Here is an 18,095-nt window from a genome sequence, read left to right as displayed (position 1 = left end):
CTATCGGGAGCAAGCCCCCTCCCACAGTTTTAACCACAGTGTGTCAGCGGACTATTTTGTCGACTTGGATGCCCAGCTTCTTCAGGCGGTACCAGAAGCTGCGCTCCGAGATACCGATCTTCGTTGCCGCCGCAGCCTGCACGCCATTGCTCTCCTGCAACGCCGCCAAAATGTAGGCTTTCTCCACTTCCGCCAGCGCCGCATCCAGGTCCTGTGGCACACCCGGCCCGTCGCTGAGGATCGCCGTCACCCCGCCCTCGCTCGGTTTCGAAGCAAACAAATACCCCGGCAAATCGATATCCTCGATCACCGACGAAGCCGCCACGATGGTCGCCCGCTCCACGCAGTTTTGCAGCTCACGGATATTGCCCGGCCAGTGGTACGCGGCCATGGCCTGCAAGGCTTCCGGGCTGAACCCGGTGATGCGTTTGCCGGCGGTTGCACTGAGGGTGCGGGCGAAGTGCCGGGCCAGGGGTGCGATGTCTTCCACGCGCTCGCGCAGGGCCGGCAAAGGAATCGGGAAGACATTCAGCCGGTAATACAAGTCTTCGCGAAATTCCTTGTTGGCCACCGCGTCCAGCAGGTTCTTGTTGGTCGCGGCGATCACCCGCACGTCCACCTTGCGCTCGCGGGGATCACCCACCGGTTCGATGACCCGTTCCTGCAAAGCACGCAAAATCTTGGCCTGCAAGGCCAGCGGCATATCACCGACTTCATCAAGAAACAGCGTGCCCTTGTCGGCCTGCATGAAGCGCCCTACCCGGTCGGCCACGGCGCCGGTGAAGGCGCCTTTGCGATGACCGAACATTTCGCTTTCCAGCAGCCCCTCAGGAATCGCCGCGCAATTGACCGCCACGAACGGTTGGTCGGCACGGCTGCCATGCTTGTGGATCGCGCGGGCGACCATTTCCTTGCCGGTGCCGCTTTCGCCGGTCAGCAGGATGGTTGCGCTGCTGTCGCGCACCGAGTCCACCGCTTGCAACACTTTACGAAACGCTGGACTGTCACCCACCAGGCTGTCGAACTGTGCATGTTCATCCAGCTCGGCACGCAGGCGCGCGTTATCGCGCATGATGTCGCGAAACTGCAGGGCCTTGGCCACGGTGATGTCCAGCTCGTCGATATCGAACGGCTTGGCAATGTAGTCGTAGGCCCCATTGCGCATCGACTGCACGGCATTTTTCACGGTGCTGTAGGCCGTCATCACGATCACCGGCAACTGCGGATAGCGCTGCTTGATTTCCGCCAGCAACGCCGGCCCGTCCATGCCCGGCATGCGCCAGTCGCTGATGACCAGGTCGATGTCCTCCTGCTCCAGCACCTTGAGCGCGTGCAGGCCATTACCAGCGGTAAACACCTGGATGCCGTTCTGGCTCAGGGCGGATGACAACAGGTCACAGAGCTTGGGCTCGTCGTCGACCACCAATACGTTATGCGTCATGCCCGTTCTCATCCTCGCCGTCGTCTTCACCGTTAGCCGGAATGTACAGGTTGAAGGTGGCGCCGGCATCTTTCTCACTGACGCACTCGATGCTGGCGTCGTGACTCTCCATGATCGAATAGACCTTGGCCAGGCCCAGCCCTGTACCCGAGGCCTTGGTGGTGACGAACGGCGTGAAAATGCGCTCGACCATATCCGCCGGGATGCCCTGGCCGGTATCGGCGATGCTGATCACGGTGGTGTCACCCACGCTGCGGATACCCAGGGTGAGGCGCCCGCCTTCAGGCATCGCGTCGATGGCGTTGAGAATCAGGTTCAGGCAGGCCTGCTTGAGCTGCTTGGCATCCGCGTAGAGCGTAGCGTCGGGCGCCTGGTCGTCAATCTGTGCATCGATATTGTGAGTACTCAACTCCGGGCCACAGAAGCCGAGGATGTCTTCCACCAACGGGCGTGCCGGTTGCTGTACGCGTATCGGCGGATTGGGCTTGGCGAAGTCGAGGAATTCGGTGATCAGGTCGTTGATCCGGCTGACCTCGCTGATCACGTACTCCAAGTGGCGTTTGTCGGCGTCCGGAAGGTCGGCGCGCCGGTGCAACAGTTGAGTGGCCGTCTTGATGATCCCTAACGGGTTGCGGATTTCATGAGCCAGGCCCATGGCGACTTCACCCAGGGCGTGCAGACGATCACGCCGGCGCAGTTGGGCTTCCAGGTGATGCAATTCCCCCAGGCGTTCAGTCATGTGGTTGAAGGTGCTGCTCAGTTGCGCCAGCTCGTCGCCGCCACTGACCTCTACCCGGTGCGCGTAGTTGCCGGAAATCACCGCGTTCACGCCTTGGGACAAGTCCCGCAGCGGCTGGGTCAGGCGCCGCGACACCCACACCCCTGCCGCCAGTGACAGCGCCGAGCTGACCAGGAAAATCAACACGAACAAGTTGCTCTGATTCACCAGCCCCACCAGGCTCGTGTGGCGCAGCAGGCCGCTGAAGATCACGCCTTGCAGCTCGCCGGCATCGTTGAATATCGGCCAGTACAAGCCGCTGTACTGGTTGGTGAACTGCTCGCTCGGCTGCCGGGTGCTGCGCAGCTCGGCTTCGACATTCTTCGGGATGCGCGCCGGGTGGTTTTCGAAGCGCTGGGTGGAAAATATCTCGGAAAACCCCGTGGCATTGGCCAGGTACAGGCGCAGGTCGAGGGAATGCACATCGGCCACACTGGTAAGGAAGCTGCTGTCCAGGTAGGTGGCCACCAGCAACAGATAATCGACCCCATCACGGTTGGTTTCGAAGGTCGATACCACCAGGCCCGTGCTGACGCCGGCCACCTGTACGGTCTGCAATACCGTGTTGCTGGTCAGGTTGATCTGCTTGACGATGTCGTCGGCGGCGGTGCTGAACACCACCTTGTGATCACTGCTACGAATCAGCGCCACCACATCGATGTCGGTGGCATCGGCGATGTCGGCGGTGAGCCGGTCATGCCGTTCGGCCTGCCGCGATGAGGGTGGGCTGGTGTAGCGCAGGAACAGCTTGGCCATGCGCGCGTTGTCGTGAAGGATGTCGCCGATCTCGTCCTTGACGATCTTGGTCGACTCCTGCAGCCAGATACGCACGTTGCTGTCGAAAATCTGCGACAACGTGGTGGCGGCCAATTCCGCCGCAATCATGGTCGGAATGACGCTGACCAGCCAGAAGGCCAGCACCAGCTTGCGCTGGACGCTCCAGCGCGAAATGGCAAAGGGGCGGGCTTTCTGGCGGGTCTTGGTGATCATCAGGTTTCGCTTATCGCAGCAGCCATGGCAGGGTCGGAACGATCCGGTCGGAACAACATTTTGACTAACTTGAGCACGCCGTTGACCCACCGATTGCGGTGGCGGAAGAACAGGCTGTTGCCCTGGAACTGGCAGCCCAGGCGCAGTTTACTGGCATACCCGGCCTGGCCGCACTCGTACACCGCAATATTGTGTTGAATACAGTAGTCGACATTGGTCAGCCAGCTACGGAAGTACAGGTTGTACTCACGGCTGAACGCGATGTCATGCCCGAAAAACTTATCGATCAGCCGATGCTCGTCGAGCAGGATCAGGTTGAACGCCACCAGGTGCTCGTCCACCCAGTAAAGAACACACACCGCACGCGCTTGCAGCTGTTCGAGAATCCCCGTGAAGTAACCGGCTGGCAGGCGTTCGAACTGCAAGTCCGCGCGCATCAGCGTGGCTTCATAGAGGCGCATGACCTCGGGCAGCACATCATCGATATTGCGCCGCCACTCCACCCGCGGCCCCGGTGCGCGCAGTTTGCGGCGCAGGTCTTTGCGGGTGGATTTACCCAGCGAGCCAAGGTAAGCGTCCACTGAGCCGTAGGGCAGCGGCAACACGCCCGTGGGCAGGCTCGGCATGCTTTGAAAGCCAGCCGCACGGCAACTTTCGGCCCAATGCGGGTCGTTGCTCGGTGCGTCCTTGACTGCCAGCAGGCCGATGCCAAAGTCATCGGCATCCCGGCGCGCGACCTCCAGCAAGTGCTTGAGCAACTGCGGGCGCCGCGCATCCGCCACGCCACTGGCAAAACCAACGTCGCAGCGCTCGGCCACCGGCGAACCGAGGGCATACAACCCCAGTTGCAACAGACCCGGCCACAGTCGCGCCACACGCTCGGTCAAGCGCTTGCCGGCGCCCGACAGCGTCGTGTCGAGACGATAATGGGTGATGAACGCGACAGCCACTGCCGCCAGCGTTCCCTCTTCGTAAACCGCCAGGTAACGCCACTGAAAGTCATCGATCGCGGCGTTTTCCACCGCGAGGTAATAGTCCCAGTCCTCCAGGGCACCGGGAAAACAGTCATTCCAGGCATCGCGCTGGATGGCCCGGAGGGTCGGGAAGGCTTGGGTGGTAATCACAGTTTTTCCTTATCAACACCGCATCCCTGTAGGAGCGAGCTTGCTCGCGAAGATCGCCCAGACAACGTACTCAGCCTGGCAGTACGCGTTATCGTTAACGACCTTCGCGAGCAAGCTCGCTCCTACAGGTAGGCGGGTCAGGCCACACGATTGAGTTGCACCGAATGCTGCTCGACAAACGCGGCACTCAACTCGATGACCCGGCGGTATTGCAGGTCGACGGTGATCATGTGGTAACAGTTATCCAGCAGGATCTTGGTCACCGGGCCACCGAGGTGGCGCTCCACGTAATCGGCGTTCCAGCGGCTGGTGATGTCGTCCTCGATGGAGTGCAGCACCAGCGTCGGTACCTTGACCTCGGGCATGCGTTTCCTGACCACGGCGTTCAGGCGGTGCAACTCGCGCACGGTGATACCTTCCATGGTCAACAACCCCGCCTCGCTGCTTTCGCCTTGCTTCATCTGCCGCTCGACGACGGCCCGCAGGCGTTCGTTCTTGATGCCGTAGGGCGGCTTTTCTTCGAAGCTGCACAGGTGCACGCCGAACGGAATCTTCATCAGCAACGGCGTGAGAAACGCCAGTTTATTGATGCTCCAGCCGTCGTACTTCAAGGTAGTGGAATACATCAGCAGCCCGGCGACTCGCCCAGGGTGTTCGGCAGCCACATACATCGACATCACCGCGCCCATGGACAAGCCGCCAACGAACACTTGCGCGTGACGCCGCTCGATCTGTGCGAAGGTCTTGCGCACCCCTTCGTACCAGTCGCGCCAGCCGGTGGCCTGCAAGTCGCTGTTATCACCGCAGTGCCCGGCCAGGGTGGGCACGTACACCGTGCAGTTGCCCGCCTTGACCAGCCCCCTGGCGACCTGGCGCAATTCCGTCGGGGTGCCGGTCAGGCCGTGAATCAACAGGATCCCGACCGGACCAGCACCGAGAACGAAGCCGGCATCACCTTCACCGAGGTCGATCTCGCCGACACTCACCGTGTGGTCGCTCGCACCAGCAGTTGCTCGAGCAGCTTCAGGCCCAGGTCGATTTCCGGGTAGCTGATTTCCAGGGACGGCGCCAGGGTGATCACGTTCTTGTAGTAGCCGCCCACATCGAGGATCAGACCGAGCTTCTGGCCATCCACCAGCATGTCGCCTTTCATGCCCTCCTCGACCATGTAGTCCAGGGTTGCCTTGTCTGGGGTGAAACCGTCCGGGCCGCAGATTTCGCAGCGCAGCGCCAGGCCCAGGCCGTCGACGTCGCCGATGATCGGAAAACGTTTCTGCAAGTCCTGCAGGCCTTCAAGGAAGTATTTGCCCTTGGCCATGACCATCGCGCCGTAGTCGACTTCGCTGGTCATCTTGAACATTTCCAGGCCGACCGCGGTGCCCAAAGGGTTGGAGGCGAAGGTGGAGTGGGTGGAGCCTGGCGGGAAGATTTTCGGGTTGATCAACTCTTCACGGGCCCAGATGCCGCCCAGCGGGTTGAGGCCGTTGGTCAGCGCCTTGCCGAACACGATCACGTCCGGCTGCACGTCGAAGTGCTCGATCGACCACAGTTTGCCGGTGCGGTAGAAACCCATCTGGATTTCGTCGCTGACCATCAGGATGCCGTGCTGGTCCAGCACATGCTTGAGCTCGCGGTAGAAGTTCATCGGCGGGATCACGTAGCCGCCGGTGCCCTGGATCGGCTCGACGTAGAACGCCGCGTATTCGCACTGGTTGGTTTTCGGGTCCCAGACGCCGTTGTATTCAGTCTCGAACAACCGCGCAAATTGCTGCACACAGTGGCTGCCGTACTCTTCCTTGGTCATGCCCTTCGGGCCACGGAAGTGATAAGGGAACGGGATGAAGTTGGCGCGCTCGCCAAAGTGGCCATAGCGGCGACGGTAGCGGAAGCTGGAGGTGATCGACGAGGCGCCGAGGGTGCGCCCGTGGTAGCCGCCTTCGAAAGCGAACATCAGGCTCTTGCCGTTGGACGCGTTACGCACCACTTTCAACGAGTCTTCAATCGACTGCGAACCACCGACGTTGAAGTGCACGCGACCGTCGAGGCCGAACTTGTTCTTGGCGTCCACCGCGATCATTTCCGACAGCTCGATCTTGCCCTTGTGCAGGTACTGGCTGGCAATCTGCGGCAGGGTGTCGATCTGTTGCTTCAATGCGTTGTTCAGGCGCGGGTTGGCGTAGCCGAAGTTGACGGCCGAGTACCACATCTGCAGGTCGAGGTAAGCCTGGTCTTCGGTGTCCCACACGTAGGAACCTTCGCAACGGCTGAAAATACGCGGCGGCTCGATGTAATGCACGGTGTCGCCGTAGGAGCAGTACTTGGCTTCTTTATCCAGAAGAATCTGGTCTTCGGTGGTAGCGATACGGATATCAGACATGATGGAAAATTTCCTGAGTGTCGGCAGTAAAGGAGGTGGCGTTGGCGGCGATGCCTTGTGGCAGTTGCGCCAGCAATGCAGGCACTTCGGCAAAGCTGTCGAAGCGCGCATGGGGAATCTGGTGGGCGACGCAATACTCGGCGAGGCTGCCTTTGGCGAACACAAAGTCGGCGGTGGAAGCCACGCACATATCGGATTTGCCGTCGCCGATCACCAGCACGCGCTTGTTGCGCGGCGTGGATTTGCATTTGCAGTTGCCGGAAGCGGCGCGGCAGGCGTCGCTGGCATACGGGAAGTCGATGCGCCAGCTGTTCTGGTCGACCTGGCGCAGGCGGTTGGCGAGGATCGGCAGCAAGGTCACATAGTTGCGCGACAGAATGCGCGCGATGCCCTGCTCGATGCCGTCGCTGACCACTTCGATGGTCGCGCCCAGGCCCATGACGTGATCGACGAAATCCGGGAAGTCCGGGTCGATCTCGACACTGTCGAAATAGGCCAGCAATTCGCTCGGGGTCGCCTTGATCAGCGCCAGTTGGCGGCTCAGGCATTCGCGTGAGCCGATATGCCCGTCCAGCCATTCCTGTTCGATGGTTTCCCATTCGGGGCCGGCGAAGCGTTGGAGGACGTTGTCGATGACATCGGTGGGGGTGATGGTCCCGTCGAAGTCACACACGATATGCCATTGGATCATTGCGTCTACCTTTGGAAAGAGGCGCGCTGTATGCGCTTGCCTTACCGGTAGAGCAGGGAGCGTGCCAATTGGCCAAAGCCCAGCGGGGCTGGGGCTTTGCTGGATATTCCGGGCGACAGGTGCGCCGCAAGCTACAATTTTTGTAGCTTGCTACAAACAAGATGAGTGCTTGCGCAGGCGCCAGGGTTTGCGCGTTCATGCGCGCCTGTTCACTCACCCAGGAACTGTGACCATGTTGAGGATCACATGCGCTGCACTCGTCGGGCTGCTGAGCCTGAGCGCGCAGGCCGAAGGCATTACCGGAGACGTCGGCGCAGGCGTCAGCTACCAACCCCACGACCCGACCGGCAGCCGCTATGAAACCCGCCCCGTGCCCTACCTGGACCTGGACTGGGGCGACGTCAGCCTGAGCACCGATGACGGCTTGACCTGGAGCGCATTGAACGCCCACGGCCTCACCGCCGGCCCGTACATCAATTACCTGTCGGGCCGTACCTCCAACGGCGCGCTGCAAGGCCTGCGCAATGTGTCGGACATGGCCGAGGTCGGCGGTTTCGTCCAGTACGCGCCGGCCGATTTCTGGCGGGTCTACGCGCAGCTGGGCCAGGCCGTGGGCGGTGGGCATTCCCAGAGCGGCGTATTGGGCAAGGTCGGCGGTGAACTCGGTTACCCGCTGGGCGGTGGAATCATCGGCAGCAGCGGCCTGGTGGCGCGCTTTGCCGACGCGCGCCAGAACCAGACGTTTTTCGGGGTGGACAACAACGAGGCGGCCGCCACGGGGTTCAAGGCCTACAACGCCAGTGGCGGTTTCCAGAACGTCACCTTGAGCCAGAGCTTCCAGTTCCCCCTGGCGCGCAACTGGTCATTGCTGACCAGTGCGAGTTGGGCGCACCTGGTCGGCTCGGCGGCCAACAGCAGCATCGTCAGGCAAGCCGGTGAGGTGAACCAGGGCCAGGTGCAGACGGCGATCAGCTACACCTTCGATTGATTCACCTCGGTCAAAATGTGGGAGGGGGCTTGCTCCCGATGGCGGTCTGTCAGTTAAAAAATGGCTGACTGGTACACCGCAATCGGGGGCAAGCCCCCTCCCACATGGGATCGTATTTCAGTTTTCTTCGCCCTCGGCCAGCAACGCGATGCCTGCAATAATCACCGCAACTCCCACCCAGTGCAGCGGGCTGATGTGCTCCCCCAACCCCAGCCAAGACCCCAGCAGCACCGCCACAAACACCAGCGAACTCAACGGAAAGGCCAACGACAAACTGCTGCGCCGCAGGATCAGCATCCAAACGAAAAACGCGCTGATATAACTGGCAATCGCCGCCAGAATCCCCGGGTTGCGCGCGACATCCGCCAGCCACTGCCAGGTGAAATCCATCTGCCCCAATTGATCACCGGCCACCTTGGTAAACAGCTGCCCGGCACTTTCAGTGGCGATCAACAGCGCCCACAGCACCAGCGTGCCAAGCCGCCCATGCAACCAGCCCGCGTCGACGGTTTGCGTACTCATGCCTGGCCCCCCGCAATCGCCACCAACATCACGCCGAAGGTAATCACCAGCGTGCCCAGCCAACGGCGTCGGCTGACGGTTTCCTTGAGCACTACCCTGCCTGCCAGCACCACCAGGCAATAGGCCAACGCCGCAAGCGGAAACAGCAGGCTCAATGGCGCACGGGACAAGGCTTCGAGCCAGACGAAAAACTCGATCACATAGGCGCCGATGCCGGCCCAGAGCAGCGGCGCATTGAACACCTGGCCCCAGAACGCGCGCAGACGGAAACCGCCATCGAGTTGCGGCAAACGGTCCACGCCCAGTTTGAAACACAGCTGGCCGATCACATCGAGCACAATGGAAAGCGCCAGCAACATCATGACGGTCAGGCTCACGGGAACAACTCCTCGAACAGATCGATCAGCGCCGCATTGGTCGCGGCATTGCGCTGCAAATCCTGCGCGCTCCAGCGCTCGGGCGGGGGCTGGTCGGACTTGGCTTCCCAGCGCTTGAACGCATTGCTGAAGGCAGGCGCGGCGAACTCGCCGCACACGTCGATACCAATGATGCGTTTATGCGCGGCCAACGCCCGCAGGGCCTGGAGCAAGTGGCTCAGGCGCATGCCGCCCTGGTCCCAATTGGTGGCGGCGTCTTCACTGGCGAGCACGTCTTTGTCGAGGGTGATCCAGACCGCTTCGGTGGGCAGGCTGGCGATCATCTGATCCAGGAACGTGGCCCAGTCCAGCTCCGCCAGGTTGCGCCAGTGCAGGTGATTTTCCTGCTGCCGGTGCCCGGCGCCATCGCCAACCCGGCCCCAGACTTTCGAGGGCGGGTGCTGCCAGGGGAACAGCTGCAACTGCCCGCGCTTGAGGGCGCCGAGGTTAGCGCCGCGCAACTGCGGGTTATGCAGGTCGTCGCTGCAAGGGCCCAGGGTGACGATGCGTTTGATCGCCGGCATCTTCAGCGCGCGGTTGACCCACGAACCACAGTGGCGCTTGGGCGCAAAGCGCACCCAGTCGGGGTGGTTGTCGAAGTGGATCAGGCTGATGGGTTCTTTCAGGTCGGCGAGAAACGCCGGCGTGAGGTGGTGATAGTCGCCGGAGCCGACGAACAGGATTTCCGGGCGCGCATCCCTGGGCCGTGGCCGCTGGGCCAGGCGCTCGACGAAACGTTTCCAGGTTTTTTCGGTGGACCACAGGCGCAGCTTCGGGCCCAGGTCCAGCAGATCCAGGCGCGTGGCCCGGCCGCTGGCCAACCGCTGGGCAATCGGCGCCTGAGCGGTGAGGCTGTGGTCGAGGTCAAGAATGTTCAAGGCAGTGTTTCATCCCTAATGGCAGCGCCCAACCGCAGACCGGGTGGGCTTTAGGGGGTCAATGCAAGGGATGGGCCAGGGAGATATTCAGACCAGCGCAGATCAAAATGTGGGAGGGGGCTTGCCCCCGATAGCAGTGTGTCAGCCAACTATTGGTGACTGACACACCGTAATCGGGGGCAAGCCCCCTCCCACATTTTGATCGGTGTCTGGCTTTAGTTTTTGGACTCACTAATGATCTGGCGAATCGCCCCAACAAAGGCTTCTGCCGGCTGCCCGCCGCTGACGGCGTACTGGTCGTTGAACACGATGGTCGGCACCGAGGTCACGCCACGGGTGATCCACAGCTTCTCCTGCTCACGCACCTCGGCGGCGTATTCGTCGCTGGCGAGAATCTCGGCGGCGCGCTTGAGGTCCAGGCCGACGCTTTCGGCGATGATCGCCAGGGTCGCGTGGTCGGAGGGGTCCTGGCCGTCGGTGAAATAGGCCTTGAACAGCGCCTCCTTGAGGTTGTATTGCAAGCCTTCAGTACCGGCCCAATGCAACAGGCGGTGCGCATCGAAGGTGTTGTAGATGCGGCTCTGGCCATCGGTGCGAAAGGCAAAGCCCAACGCGGCGCCCATGTCGCGAATGCGCTCGCGGTTGGCCTGGGACTCTTCGGCGCTGGAGCCGTATTTTTCGGTGATGTGCTCAACGATGTTTTGCCCGTCCGCGGGCATGTTCGGGTTCAATTCGAACGGCTGGAAATGAATCTCGGCCTGCACCTCGGCGCCAAGCTGATCAAGGGCCTCGGTCAAGCCGCGCAGGCCGATGATGCACCAGGGGCAAGACACGTCGCTGATGAAATCGATTTTCAGGGGAGTACTCATGGGCAGGCCACCTCGCTGGCATTAATGCGCCGCAAAAGCGACACGATACACCACCTTCACAGCAGCTTCGAAGGCTCGCCCAGGTCGATCTGCGCCCAGTGCGCGGTATCTTCGCGATGGGCTTGCAGGTAAGGCAGCACCGCCGCCAGCAATGGCGCCTTGAACGCCTCCTGGAAACGGTGGGCCAGGCCTGGAATCAATTTCAACTGGCTGCCCTGGATATGCGCGGCCAGATGAACGCCGTGCATCACCGGCAGCAACGGGTCGGCGGTGCCATGAACCACCAGGGTCGGCACCCGCAGCTGGTTGAGCAACGGCACGCGGCTCGGCTCGGCGAGGATCGCCATGATCTGGCGCTTCACGCCTTCGGGGTTGAAGGCACGGTCATAGGACAGCGCCGCCTGATGCAGCAATGCCTGGCGATCATCCTGCACATTCGGGCTGCCCAGCGCGGCGAGCAGATCGGCTTGCTGTTCCAGGGCGACTTCGCGATTGGGCGCGCTGCGTCGCGACAGCAACTGCACCAACGCCGCGTTCGGGGCCGGCAGGCCTTCGGCGCCGGAGCTGGTCATGATCAGGGTCAGGCTTTCCACCCGCTGCGGCGCCATCGCCGCCAGGTGCTGGGCGATCATGCCGCCCATGCTCGCCCCCAGCACATGAAATTGCCGGACCTGCAATGCGTCCATCAAACCCAAGGCATCGTCGGCCATGTCGGTCAGCGTGTAGGGCGCCGCCACCGGCAGGCCGAGCTTGTAGCGCAGCACCTCGAAAGTCAGGTTGGCGCTGGCCGGTGCCTGGCGCCAGGTGGACAGGCCAACATCGCGGTTGTCGTAGCGAATCACCCGAAAACCTTGCTGGCACAGGGCGACGACCACTTCGTCAGGCCAGTGGATCAACTGCCCGCCCAGGCCCATCACCAGCAGCAAGGCAGGGTCGGACGCACGCCCGATACTCTGGTAGGCGATGCTTACCTGAGCCAGGTCGACCGTTTGGGTCGGGACATTGACGTCACATCGAGAAGCCGCAAAAGACGGCAGGCCGAACAACAGAGCGGCCAGTAAAAGCAACACGCGCATGAAAAACACCGAAACGCAGAACCCCAGTAGAGCGCGAGTCTGATGAAGTTTGTTCAAGCGCGCTGCCACAGTTCGATGACAGTTTGATGAAGAGTGCCAGGCGGTCCTGGTCGACATGCGCGGCAACATGAGACAAACTCACGCCATCCCACTTCATCACAAATTGTCTTCATGGAGAGCCCGTGCTCGAGATCCGTCACCTCAAGACCCTGCACGCCCTGCGCGAAGCCGACAGCCTGGTGGAGGCGGCCGAGCGCCTGCACCTGACCCAGTCCGCGCTGTCTCACCAATTCAAGGAACTCGAAGAACGCCTGGGCATGCCGCTGTTCGTGCGCAAGACCAAACCGGTGCGTTTCACCAGCGCCGGCCTGCGCCTGCTGCAACTGGCGGACGCCACCCTGCCCCTGCTGCGCGGCGCCGAGCGCGACATCGCACGCCTGGCCGGCGGCACCGCCGGGCGCCTGCACATGGCCATCGAATGCCACAGCTGCTTCCAGTGGCTGATGCCGACCATCGACCAGTTCCGCGATGCCTGGCCCGAAGTCGAGCTCGACCTGGCCTCGGGCTTTGCCTTCGCGCCGCTGCCGGCCCTGGCCCGTGGCGACCTCGACCTGGTGGTGACCTCCGACCCGCTGGAGCTGCCGGGCATCACCTATGTGCCGCTGTTCACCTACGAAGCCATGCTCGCCGTGGCCAATCAGCACCCGCTGGCGAATAAATCCTACATCGTGCCGCAGGACCTGCTGACGGAAACCCTGATCACCTACCCGGTGGAGCGTGATCGCCTGGACATCTTCACCCGCTTCCTGGAGCCTGCCGACGTGGAACCCGCCCAGGTGCGCACCTCGGAGCTCACGGTGATGATGATGCAACTGGTGGCCAGCGGCCGTGGCGTGTGCGGCATGCCCCACTGGGCGCTGCACGAGTACAGCTCACGCGGTTATGTGAAGGCCAAGCGGCTGGGCGAGAAAGGTTTGTTCGCCACGCTGTATGCGGGGATTCGGGCGGACATGCTCGATGCGCCGTACATGCGTGACTTCTTGCTGACGGCCAAAGACACGTCATTTTCGACGCTCGATGGCGTGAGTGCGGTGCGTTGAGGCCCGCGACAGGCTCCCCGTTACCTGCATGGGTATCTACACAACTTTGGCACGGCTCTGAACCTGTGACGGCTCAGGAGCCGAAGCCTCTCTAACTGATACCCCGCGACCTAAATGTGGGAGGGGCGGTGCGACGATTCGACTTGCTCCCGATGGCGGCCTGACAGCCGACCAGGATGCTGGATCAAGGCGAGTACATATCCGTTGCTGCGGTAACGGCGGCTTAGGGTTCCGCCCTTACGGCGTCTCACTTTTGAAAAGCGCAAAAGTAAGCAAAACGCTCTTGCCCCACCACTCGGCACCTCGCCCCGGCTCGGTGTGCCCGTAATCCGACAGTGATTTGGGGGCCGCCGCCACGCGCCATCCATGGCGCGGGGCGGCTAAACCGGCATCCCTGCCGGTTTACCCCCCAAATCACTGTCGAATTACGGCCAGCGTGGTTTAACGGGGCGCCTAAGATCAAAAGCAAGATCAAGAGCGGCTCGCTTCGCATCGTGATACCTATGCGTTACCTGAGACCAACCCAGCATAGTGCTCGGCTGTCCGAGACACATGCACCGCTGAGCCCCTTGGCGCCGCACCTACACTCGACCCTCACATTCATCCGGGCGCACAGCACCTTCGCTCAACTTGCGCCCTTTTGTAAGGGTTCGCGCATGCACACTTCATTGCCTTCTTCCCCAGCCCAACAGGGTGACGATCCACAACCGATCCAGGCCAAATACACGCCCCTCGTCACTTTTCAGCCTGTGACGTTGCCTGTGGTACCCCCGGCGTCTTCGACCGAGAAGCAGCAGGATCACCTTATCGGCGAGCTCGCCAAACTCAACGTCAAAACCGACGACTTGATGCAGTCACAGCCAAGCCTGGGCAGGGTGTATCAGCATAAATTGACTGAAGCATTTCCCCATTTGCCCCGGCCCATCAATCCCAACCAGATCTTTTACAGCCGTTTCCGGGAGGATCAGGAGGGGCAACGGCAACTCTTGTCCAGCGAACCGTTGGGGTCGGTACTCATCCGGTTGCGCGCGCCAGACGGCGGCACCTATTTGACCCAACAGAGCGGTGCCTTCTACCGGGAACCCAACACGTTGGACGCGGACAAGCACCTGTCTTCAAACGGCACGGCGGCGCAATTGGCCGGCTCGACGGAAATCGCCGTCATCCAAAGTCTGAACGCGTTCTGGGGCACCGCCGAGGATGGCCAACCCGACTCGGAGGAACAACTGATTGCCTTGCGTCGCCAGGTGCTGGCCCATCAACTGGCGCTGCGCACGCTGGATGGCACGTTGTCGGCGGCCGGGCGGACATTGGCCGACAATGTGCTCAAGTACCCCACTGCGGCGGCGCGGGAAAAGACCTTCGCCATCGACGTCAGGCCTGCGGTATACCGGCTGATGCTGGAGGACGGCAGTGAGTTCGCCGCCGCATTCATCCTCAACGCCACGGGCAAGACTCCGCCTACGGGCAGCCTGATGCTGTACAGCCCGGGCGAGGAGTTTGAGGAATATGAAAACCTGGGCCGTTTGAATCAGGCCGTGGCGGCACGCCTACGCGAAGGCGGCCCGGCCGGCAAGCGCCTGCTCGCAAGCCTGTCGAAAACGGCCCGCGCAGGGCTGTCCGGTTTGCCCGTGCTGGCCGCAAGCCCGCCAACGATAGAGGCAGATATCGTGGCGTACAGTGTTCGCTCAGTACGAATTCGACAATATTTTGCTGTGCGACAAGCCCTGCGCAAGGAAACATTGCCGGTGGCCGGCGAACTCGATCTGGCGGCGGACATCACCCAGTATCTGGACATCGCCGATGCCTTTGTCACACGTAATCTGCGCCTGATAGACGTAAGCGAACCCGAGTGGCTGAAAACTGCCGACGCGCACGACCAGCACCGCTACAGGCAACTGGAACAGGCGATGAGTGACAGCAATGCGGCGCTCATGCCTTTTCTTGAAAAGGTTCAGACACTGGAAGCGTTTTCACTCGAACAAACAGACAAGGTCCTGAAAAAACAGAAACCGGCCTATGCCGACGTGGATATTGCCCCGTATAAAAGCCTGGTTCGTCTGCGTCTGTCCTTCCTCCTGCCGGTCGAGTTGACGGGGTATCGCGACGAGAACACCTCGGTCGTTTACATCACCGCCGATGAAAAGATAAGCATCCCACGGTTTCTGGAAGGCCAGACACTGACCCGTGGCACCTGGAAGAGCCAGGTCGTCATAGACCTGCGCACACTGGGCAGTTACGCCCAGCGCAATGTCGATCCATGGTCCGCGCATGACTTCAACAGAACCATCAGCGCCACCGCCACCCTCGTCGATACCGACGGCAACAGCAAGGGCACGCTGGGCGATTCGGATTTACGCGCGCTCGCCCAAGAAGCCGACATTGGAGGAAAATACGCCGAATACCTGAGGTCAACCTTTTCGCAGGGCAGCGAAGGCAACAGCTTCGCCACCGCCTGGCAGCGCGCCAACGCGGCGAAAATGCACAAGGACGCCCTGGAGAGCCGGTTGAATCCCGATATTCACAAGCTGTTTATATTCAAGACGCCCGGAAGCGGATTTGACTGGATAAAGGCGGTGCTCGAGTACCCCGATTCCACAAAACGCCCCCGGGTCAGCGAGTTCGAGATCGACGTGAACCTGTTGGTGATGGGCAGCGTACTGGAAGGAGGCCGAGGGGGGCACGTGATCAACGGCGTGTTGATCATTCAGCGAAAACGCACCAAGCCTGACGGCGTCTGCGTGCTGTATACGCCGGATGCCCCGGATGACGCGCCCTTCAGGGAACTGCCCAACGGCCTGGGGGAGCTGGACGTGCTGAACGCAAAACCGCAATGGCGAGCCTATTTCAGCGAGCGCATGGCCACCAACGATGCGCAGGAGCGCTCACGAATCTTCAGCGATACACGCGGCGTGCACCGCTATGCCTTAATAACAATAACCGGCAATTTTCACGCGTATTTGTATCTGGCGCAGCTCGGGTTTCAACTCTCGTATACCGCTTTCCATTCACGCAGCAATGCGCAGATTTCCCGCGAGTCCACCGTAAACGCCGTTATGTTCGGCATTGAAGTGGCCGATTTTTTTATCGACCTGATGCCCTTCAAAGCCGCACGGATGTTGGTGCGCAGTGGCATCGATAAAGGCCTAAGCCTGGTCAGACAACTGGGCCGCCGTGTGCCGGGGCTGGTCCGAAAAATCGGCCCCCGCCACAAGATCCGCATCGCGCTCACAACGGCCTCGATCCGGCCATTGGAGCCGGCCTGGGTCGATGTTGCCGCGTATCGGTTGCCCAAACAGATCGACGCATTCTTTGACGTGGAAGAATTTGCCCAGGCGAACCACTACACGCTGTCGCGCACAACGGGCAACGCCCCGTGTTTTTTTGACAAATACAATAACCAACTGATCGCGATGAGGGATCAAGGCGGGCGTTATCACCTGTATCAGTCTTTTGTCGAAGACGGTGCGCGCTATGTAAAAGACCCGGCAGGAAACAGTGCGAACTTTATGGTGGTGCCGGGCAACGCTAAAAGCTGGAAGACACGTTTCGAACGCACGACAGCGGGCGGCGGCACGGTGATGGGCAGGCTGCGCGGGCTCACGCCTGAACAGCAAGTCGATGCCGACCTGATCGCGGCGCTTAGTATTTACTCAACAGATGAGCAGTTAAGGTATTTCGAACCCCTCATTAAAGAAATGACCGAGTTACAGAAGCGAACACTGCTGGCGAACGCACGACAGCAGATGGGCAATATCGACGAAGCCACCTTTCGTCGCAGCGTCTCGGGGCAACAGAATTTAGGCCCACGCGCCAAAAATGAATTACGTGACGCATTGTTGAGGCTGCATTCGGAGGCGGAGATTTACGTCCACATAAACAGATCAACCTCGAACCTGGTCCCTCCCCTGCTCCCGTTGGACAAAGATAAATTATTTAAAAAAATAAAAAGACTAATTGGCAAAAACGATAACTTTTCAAAAGAAATCCGAGCCTCCATTACAATTCAGGACCCCGACACAAACGCACAGTTTGTAGGTTATGCGTTCACATCCAAGCAGATGAGGAGCATGGATAAATTTGATGAAAAATATCAACTTTCAACCTGGCCAACGGATTCGTTTAACGCGTTTCTGAACGAAAAAGGACGCCAACAAATGCTTACCAAAATAGCCACCGATAAAAAAATTTCGCTCGCAATGGCGCTGGAATCGCATTTGTCGGACCCTAAAGTACGAGAATCCTTAACCCTGTTCAGGACAGAAAAATTCAAGGAAAAGCTCAAGGAACTTGGCGTGGACTCCTACGCCGAGGACTTTAAAAAATCCGGCATTCCCTATATCGCCATGTCTAGCGGTACATACAAGAGCGGTGAGTCTGGCGTAAGAATGATCGACAGTGTCGCCGTCACGAAATTTGAAAAGAACCTCCCTCGGTTTTCAGAGCCTTTAGAGTTTGACGTCGCCCGTGTACCCACCAAAAAAATTGAAAAACCATCCCCCACACCGACACCTTCCCCGGCCCCCCCAACGGCCCGAGCCCCCGTAGTCAACATCGTGAAGCAGGACGAGTTGTTAGAAGCGCAGATCCCGCTGCTATCAGACAGTGCGAGAAACAAACTTGAGCAGATCACCGAGGACATTCAGGCAGGTCGTGTCAGCCGCAAAAAAATCGGCAACTACACCTATATTGATTTACCCCAGGTAGAGGCAGGCGCGGGCCGTGGTCGATGGCGGGTGGCCATTGAGCGCACCGCAAAAGAGGATGGCAAAGATGTCTTCGTACTCCGAGGTATCTTTGATTATCACGGTGCCAGGCCGGTCGCCTGGGGAATGTAATGCCCCC

General features: G+C 60.6%; 14 protein-coding genes. 3 read left to right on the top strand and 11 right to left on the bottom strand.

All coding sequences use genetic code 11. The annotated features are described in order from the left end of the window. Positions 1-43: 43 nt before the first annotated feature. The 6 genes from C4J91_RS06015 to C4J91_RS05990 all read right to left on the bottom strand — a co-directional run bounded on the left by C4J91_RS06015 (position 44) and on the right by C4J91_RS05990 (position 7,401). Positions 44-1,441, bottom strand: coding sequence for a sigma-54 dependent transcriptional regulator (locus C4J91_RS06015; RefSeq protein WP_124361499.1), 1,398 nt, complete (start codon positions 1,439-1,441; stop codon positions 44-46). Then, positions 1,431-3,209 carry a HAMP domain-containing sensor histidine kinase gene (locus C4J91_RS06010; RefSeq protein WP_124361498.1) on the bottom strand — a complete coding sequence of 593 codons (1,779 nt, stop codon included), beginning with the start codon at positions 3,207-3,209 and terminating at the stop codon, positions 1,431-1,433. Before C4J91_RS06010 ends, C4J91_RS06015 begins: the two co-directional genes overlap by 11 nt. Continuing rightward, positions 3,209-4,333 (bottom strand): GNAT family N-acetyltransferase, encoded by a 1,125-nt coding sequence (locus C4J91_RS06005; RefSeq protein ID WP_124361497.1) that lies wholly within the window; start codon positions 4,331-4,333, stop codon positions 3,209-3,211. The genes C4J91_RS06010 and C4J91_RS06005 overlap by 1 nt, the downstream gene beginning before the upstream one ends. Positions 4,334-4,470: 137 nt before the next feature. Continuing rightward, positions 4,471-5,319 carry a carboxylesterase gene (locus C4J91_RS06000; RefSeq protein ID WP_124361496.1) on the bottom strand — a complete coding sequence of 283 codons (849 nt, stop codon included), beginning with the start codon at positions 5,317-5,319 and terminating at the stop codon, positions 4,471-4,473. After that, positions 5,316-6,710: an aspartate aminotransferase family protein gene (locus tag C4J91_RS05995; protein ID WP_124361495.1), complete on the bottom strand. Its 1,395-nt coding sequence runs from the start codon at positions 6,708-6,710 to the stop codon at positions 5,316-5,318. The genes C4J91_RS06000 and C4J91_RS05995 overlap by 4 nt, the downstream gene beginning before the upstream one ends. Beyond that, positions 6,703-7,401 carry an MtnX-like HAD-IB family phosphatase gene (locus tag C4J91_RS05990; protein ID WP_124361494.1) on the bottom strand — a complete coding sequence of 233 codons (699 nt, stop codon included), beginning with the start codon at positions 7,399-7,401 and terminating at the stop codon, positions 6,703-6,705. The genes C4J91_RS05995 and C4J91_RS05990 overlap by 8 nt, the downstream gene beginning before the upstream one ends. Before the next feature lie 232 nt (positions 7,402-7,633). Between C4J91_RS05990 and C4J91_RS05985 the strand changes: the two genes are divergently transcribed. Beyond that, positions 7,634-8,389: a MipA/OmpV family protein gene (locus tag C4J91_RS05985; RefSeq protein ID WP_124361493.1), complete on the top strand. Its 756-nt coding sequence runs from the start codon at positions 7,634-7,636 to the stop codon at positions 8,387-8,389. Between the two features lie 117 nt (positions 8,390-8,506). Here C4J91_RS05985 and C4J91_RS05980 read toward each other — a convergent pair whose 3' ends face one another. The 5 genes from C4J91_RS05980 to C4J91_RS05960 form a co-directional block, all read right to left on the bottom strand. After that, a complete protein-coding gene (locus C4J91_RS05980; RefSeq protein WP_124361492.1) occupies positions 8,507-8,911 on the bottom strand; it encodes an EamA family transporter in 405 nt (134 codons plus the stop codon). Beyond that, positions 8,908-9,288, bottom strand: coding sequence for an EamA family transporter (locus tag C4J91_RS05975; protein ID WP_124361491.1), 381 nt, complete (start codon positions 9,286-9,288; stop codon positions 8,908-8,910). The genes C4J91_RS05980 and C4J91_RS05975 overlap by 4 nt, the downstream gene beginning before the upstream one ends. Next, a complete protein-coding gene (locus C4J91_RS05970; protein ID WP_124361490.1) occupies positions 9,285-10,205 on the bottom strand; it encodes an arginase in 921 nt (306 codons plus the stop codon). The genes C4J91_RS05975 and C4J91_RS05970 overlap by 4 nt, the downstream gene beginning before the upstream one ends. 215 nt (positions 10,206-10,420) lie before the next feature. Then, positions 10,421-11,074, bottom strand: a complete 654-nt coding sequence (locus C4J91_RS05965) for a DsbA family oxidoreductase (protein ID WP_124361489.1) — start codon at positions 11,072-11,074, stop codon at positions 10,421-10,423. Between the two features lie 56 nt (positions 11,075-11,130). Beyond that, positions 11,131-12,150, bottom strand: coding sequence for an alpha/beta fold hydrolase (locus C4J91_RS05960; protein WP_124361488.1), 1,020 nt, complete (start codon positions 12,148-12,150; stop codon positions 11,131-11,133). 182 nt (positions 12,151-12,332) lie between these two features. Here C4J91_RS05960 and metR point away from each other — a divergent pair, with 182 nt between their 5' ends. Then, positions 12,333-13,250, top strand: a complete 918-nt coding sequence (metR, locus tag C4J91_RS05955) for a transcriptional regulator MetR (protein WP_124361487.1) — start codon at positions 12,333-12,335, stop codon at positions 13,248-13,250. A gap of 656 nt (positions 13,251-13,906) precedes the next feature. Continuing rightward, on the top strand, positions 13,907-18,088 hold the full coding sequence (locus tag C4J91_RS05950; RefSeq protein ID WP_124361486.1) for a dermonecrotic toxin domain-containing protein: 4,182 nt from the start codon (positions 13,907-13,909) through the stop codon (positions 18,086-18,088). Positions 18,089-18,095: the final 7 nt, after the last annotated feature.

This window comes from Pseudomonas sp. R3-52-08 (genome assembly GCF_003851745.1).
GTDB lineage: Bacteria > Pseudomonadota > Gammaproteobacteria > Pseudomonadales > Pseudomonadaceae > Aquipseudomonas.
This window is presented reverse-complemented; position numbering and strand designations above follow the sequence as displayed.

Bases quoted from the DNA above. Each gene is read 5' to 3' on its own strand.
- C4J91_RS05965 (WP_124361489.1), bottom strand. From the start codon at position 11,074: ATGAGTACTCCCCTGAAAATCGATTTCATCAGCGACGTGTCTTGCCCC.
- C4J91_RS06015 (WP_124361499.1), bottom strand. From the start codon at position 1,441: ATGACGCATAACGTATTGGTGGTCGACGACGAGCCCAAGCTCTGTGAC.
- C4J91_RS05995 (WP_124361495.1), bottom strand. From the start codon at position 6,710: ATGTCTGATATCCGTATCGCTACCACCGAAGACCAGATTCTTCTGGAT.
- C4J91_RS05950 (WP_124361486.1), top strand. From the start codon at position 13,907: ATGCACACTTCATTGCCTTCTTCCCCAGCCCAACAGGGTGACGATCCA.
- C4J91_RS05960 (WP_124361488.1), bottom strand. From the start codon at position 12,150: ATGCGCGTGTTGCTTTTACTGGCCGCTCTGTTGTTCGGCCTGCCGTCT.
- C4J91_RS05990 (WP_124361494.1), bottom strand. From the start codon at position 7,401: ATGATCCAATGGCATATCGTGTGTGACTTCGACGGGACCATCACCCCC.
- C4J91_RS06010 (WP_124361498.1), bottom strand. From the start codon at position 3,209: ATGATCACCAAGACCCGCCAGAAAGCCCGCCCCTTTGCCATTTCGCGC.
- C4J91_RS05980 (WP_124361492.1), bottom strand. From the start codon at position 8,911: ATGAGTACGCAAACCGTCGACGCGGGCTGGTTGCATGGGCGGCTTGGC.
- C4J91_RS05985 (WP_124361493.1), top strand. From the start codon at position 7,634: ATGTTGAGGATCACATGCGCTGCACTCGTCGGGCTGCTGAGCCTGAGC.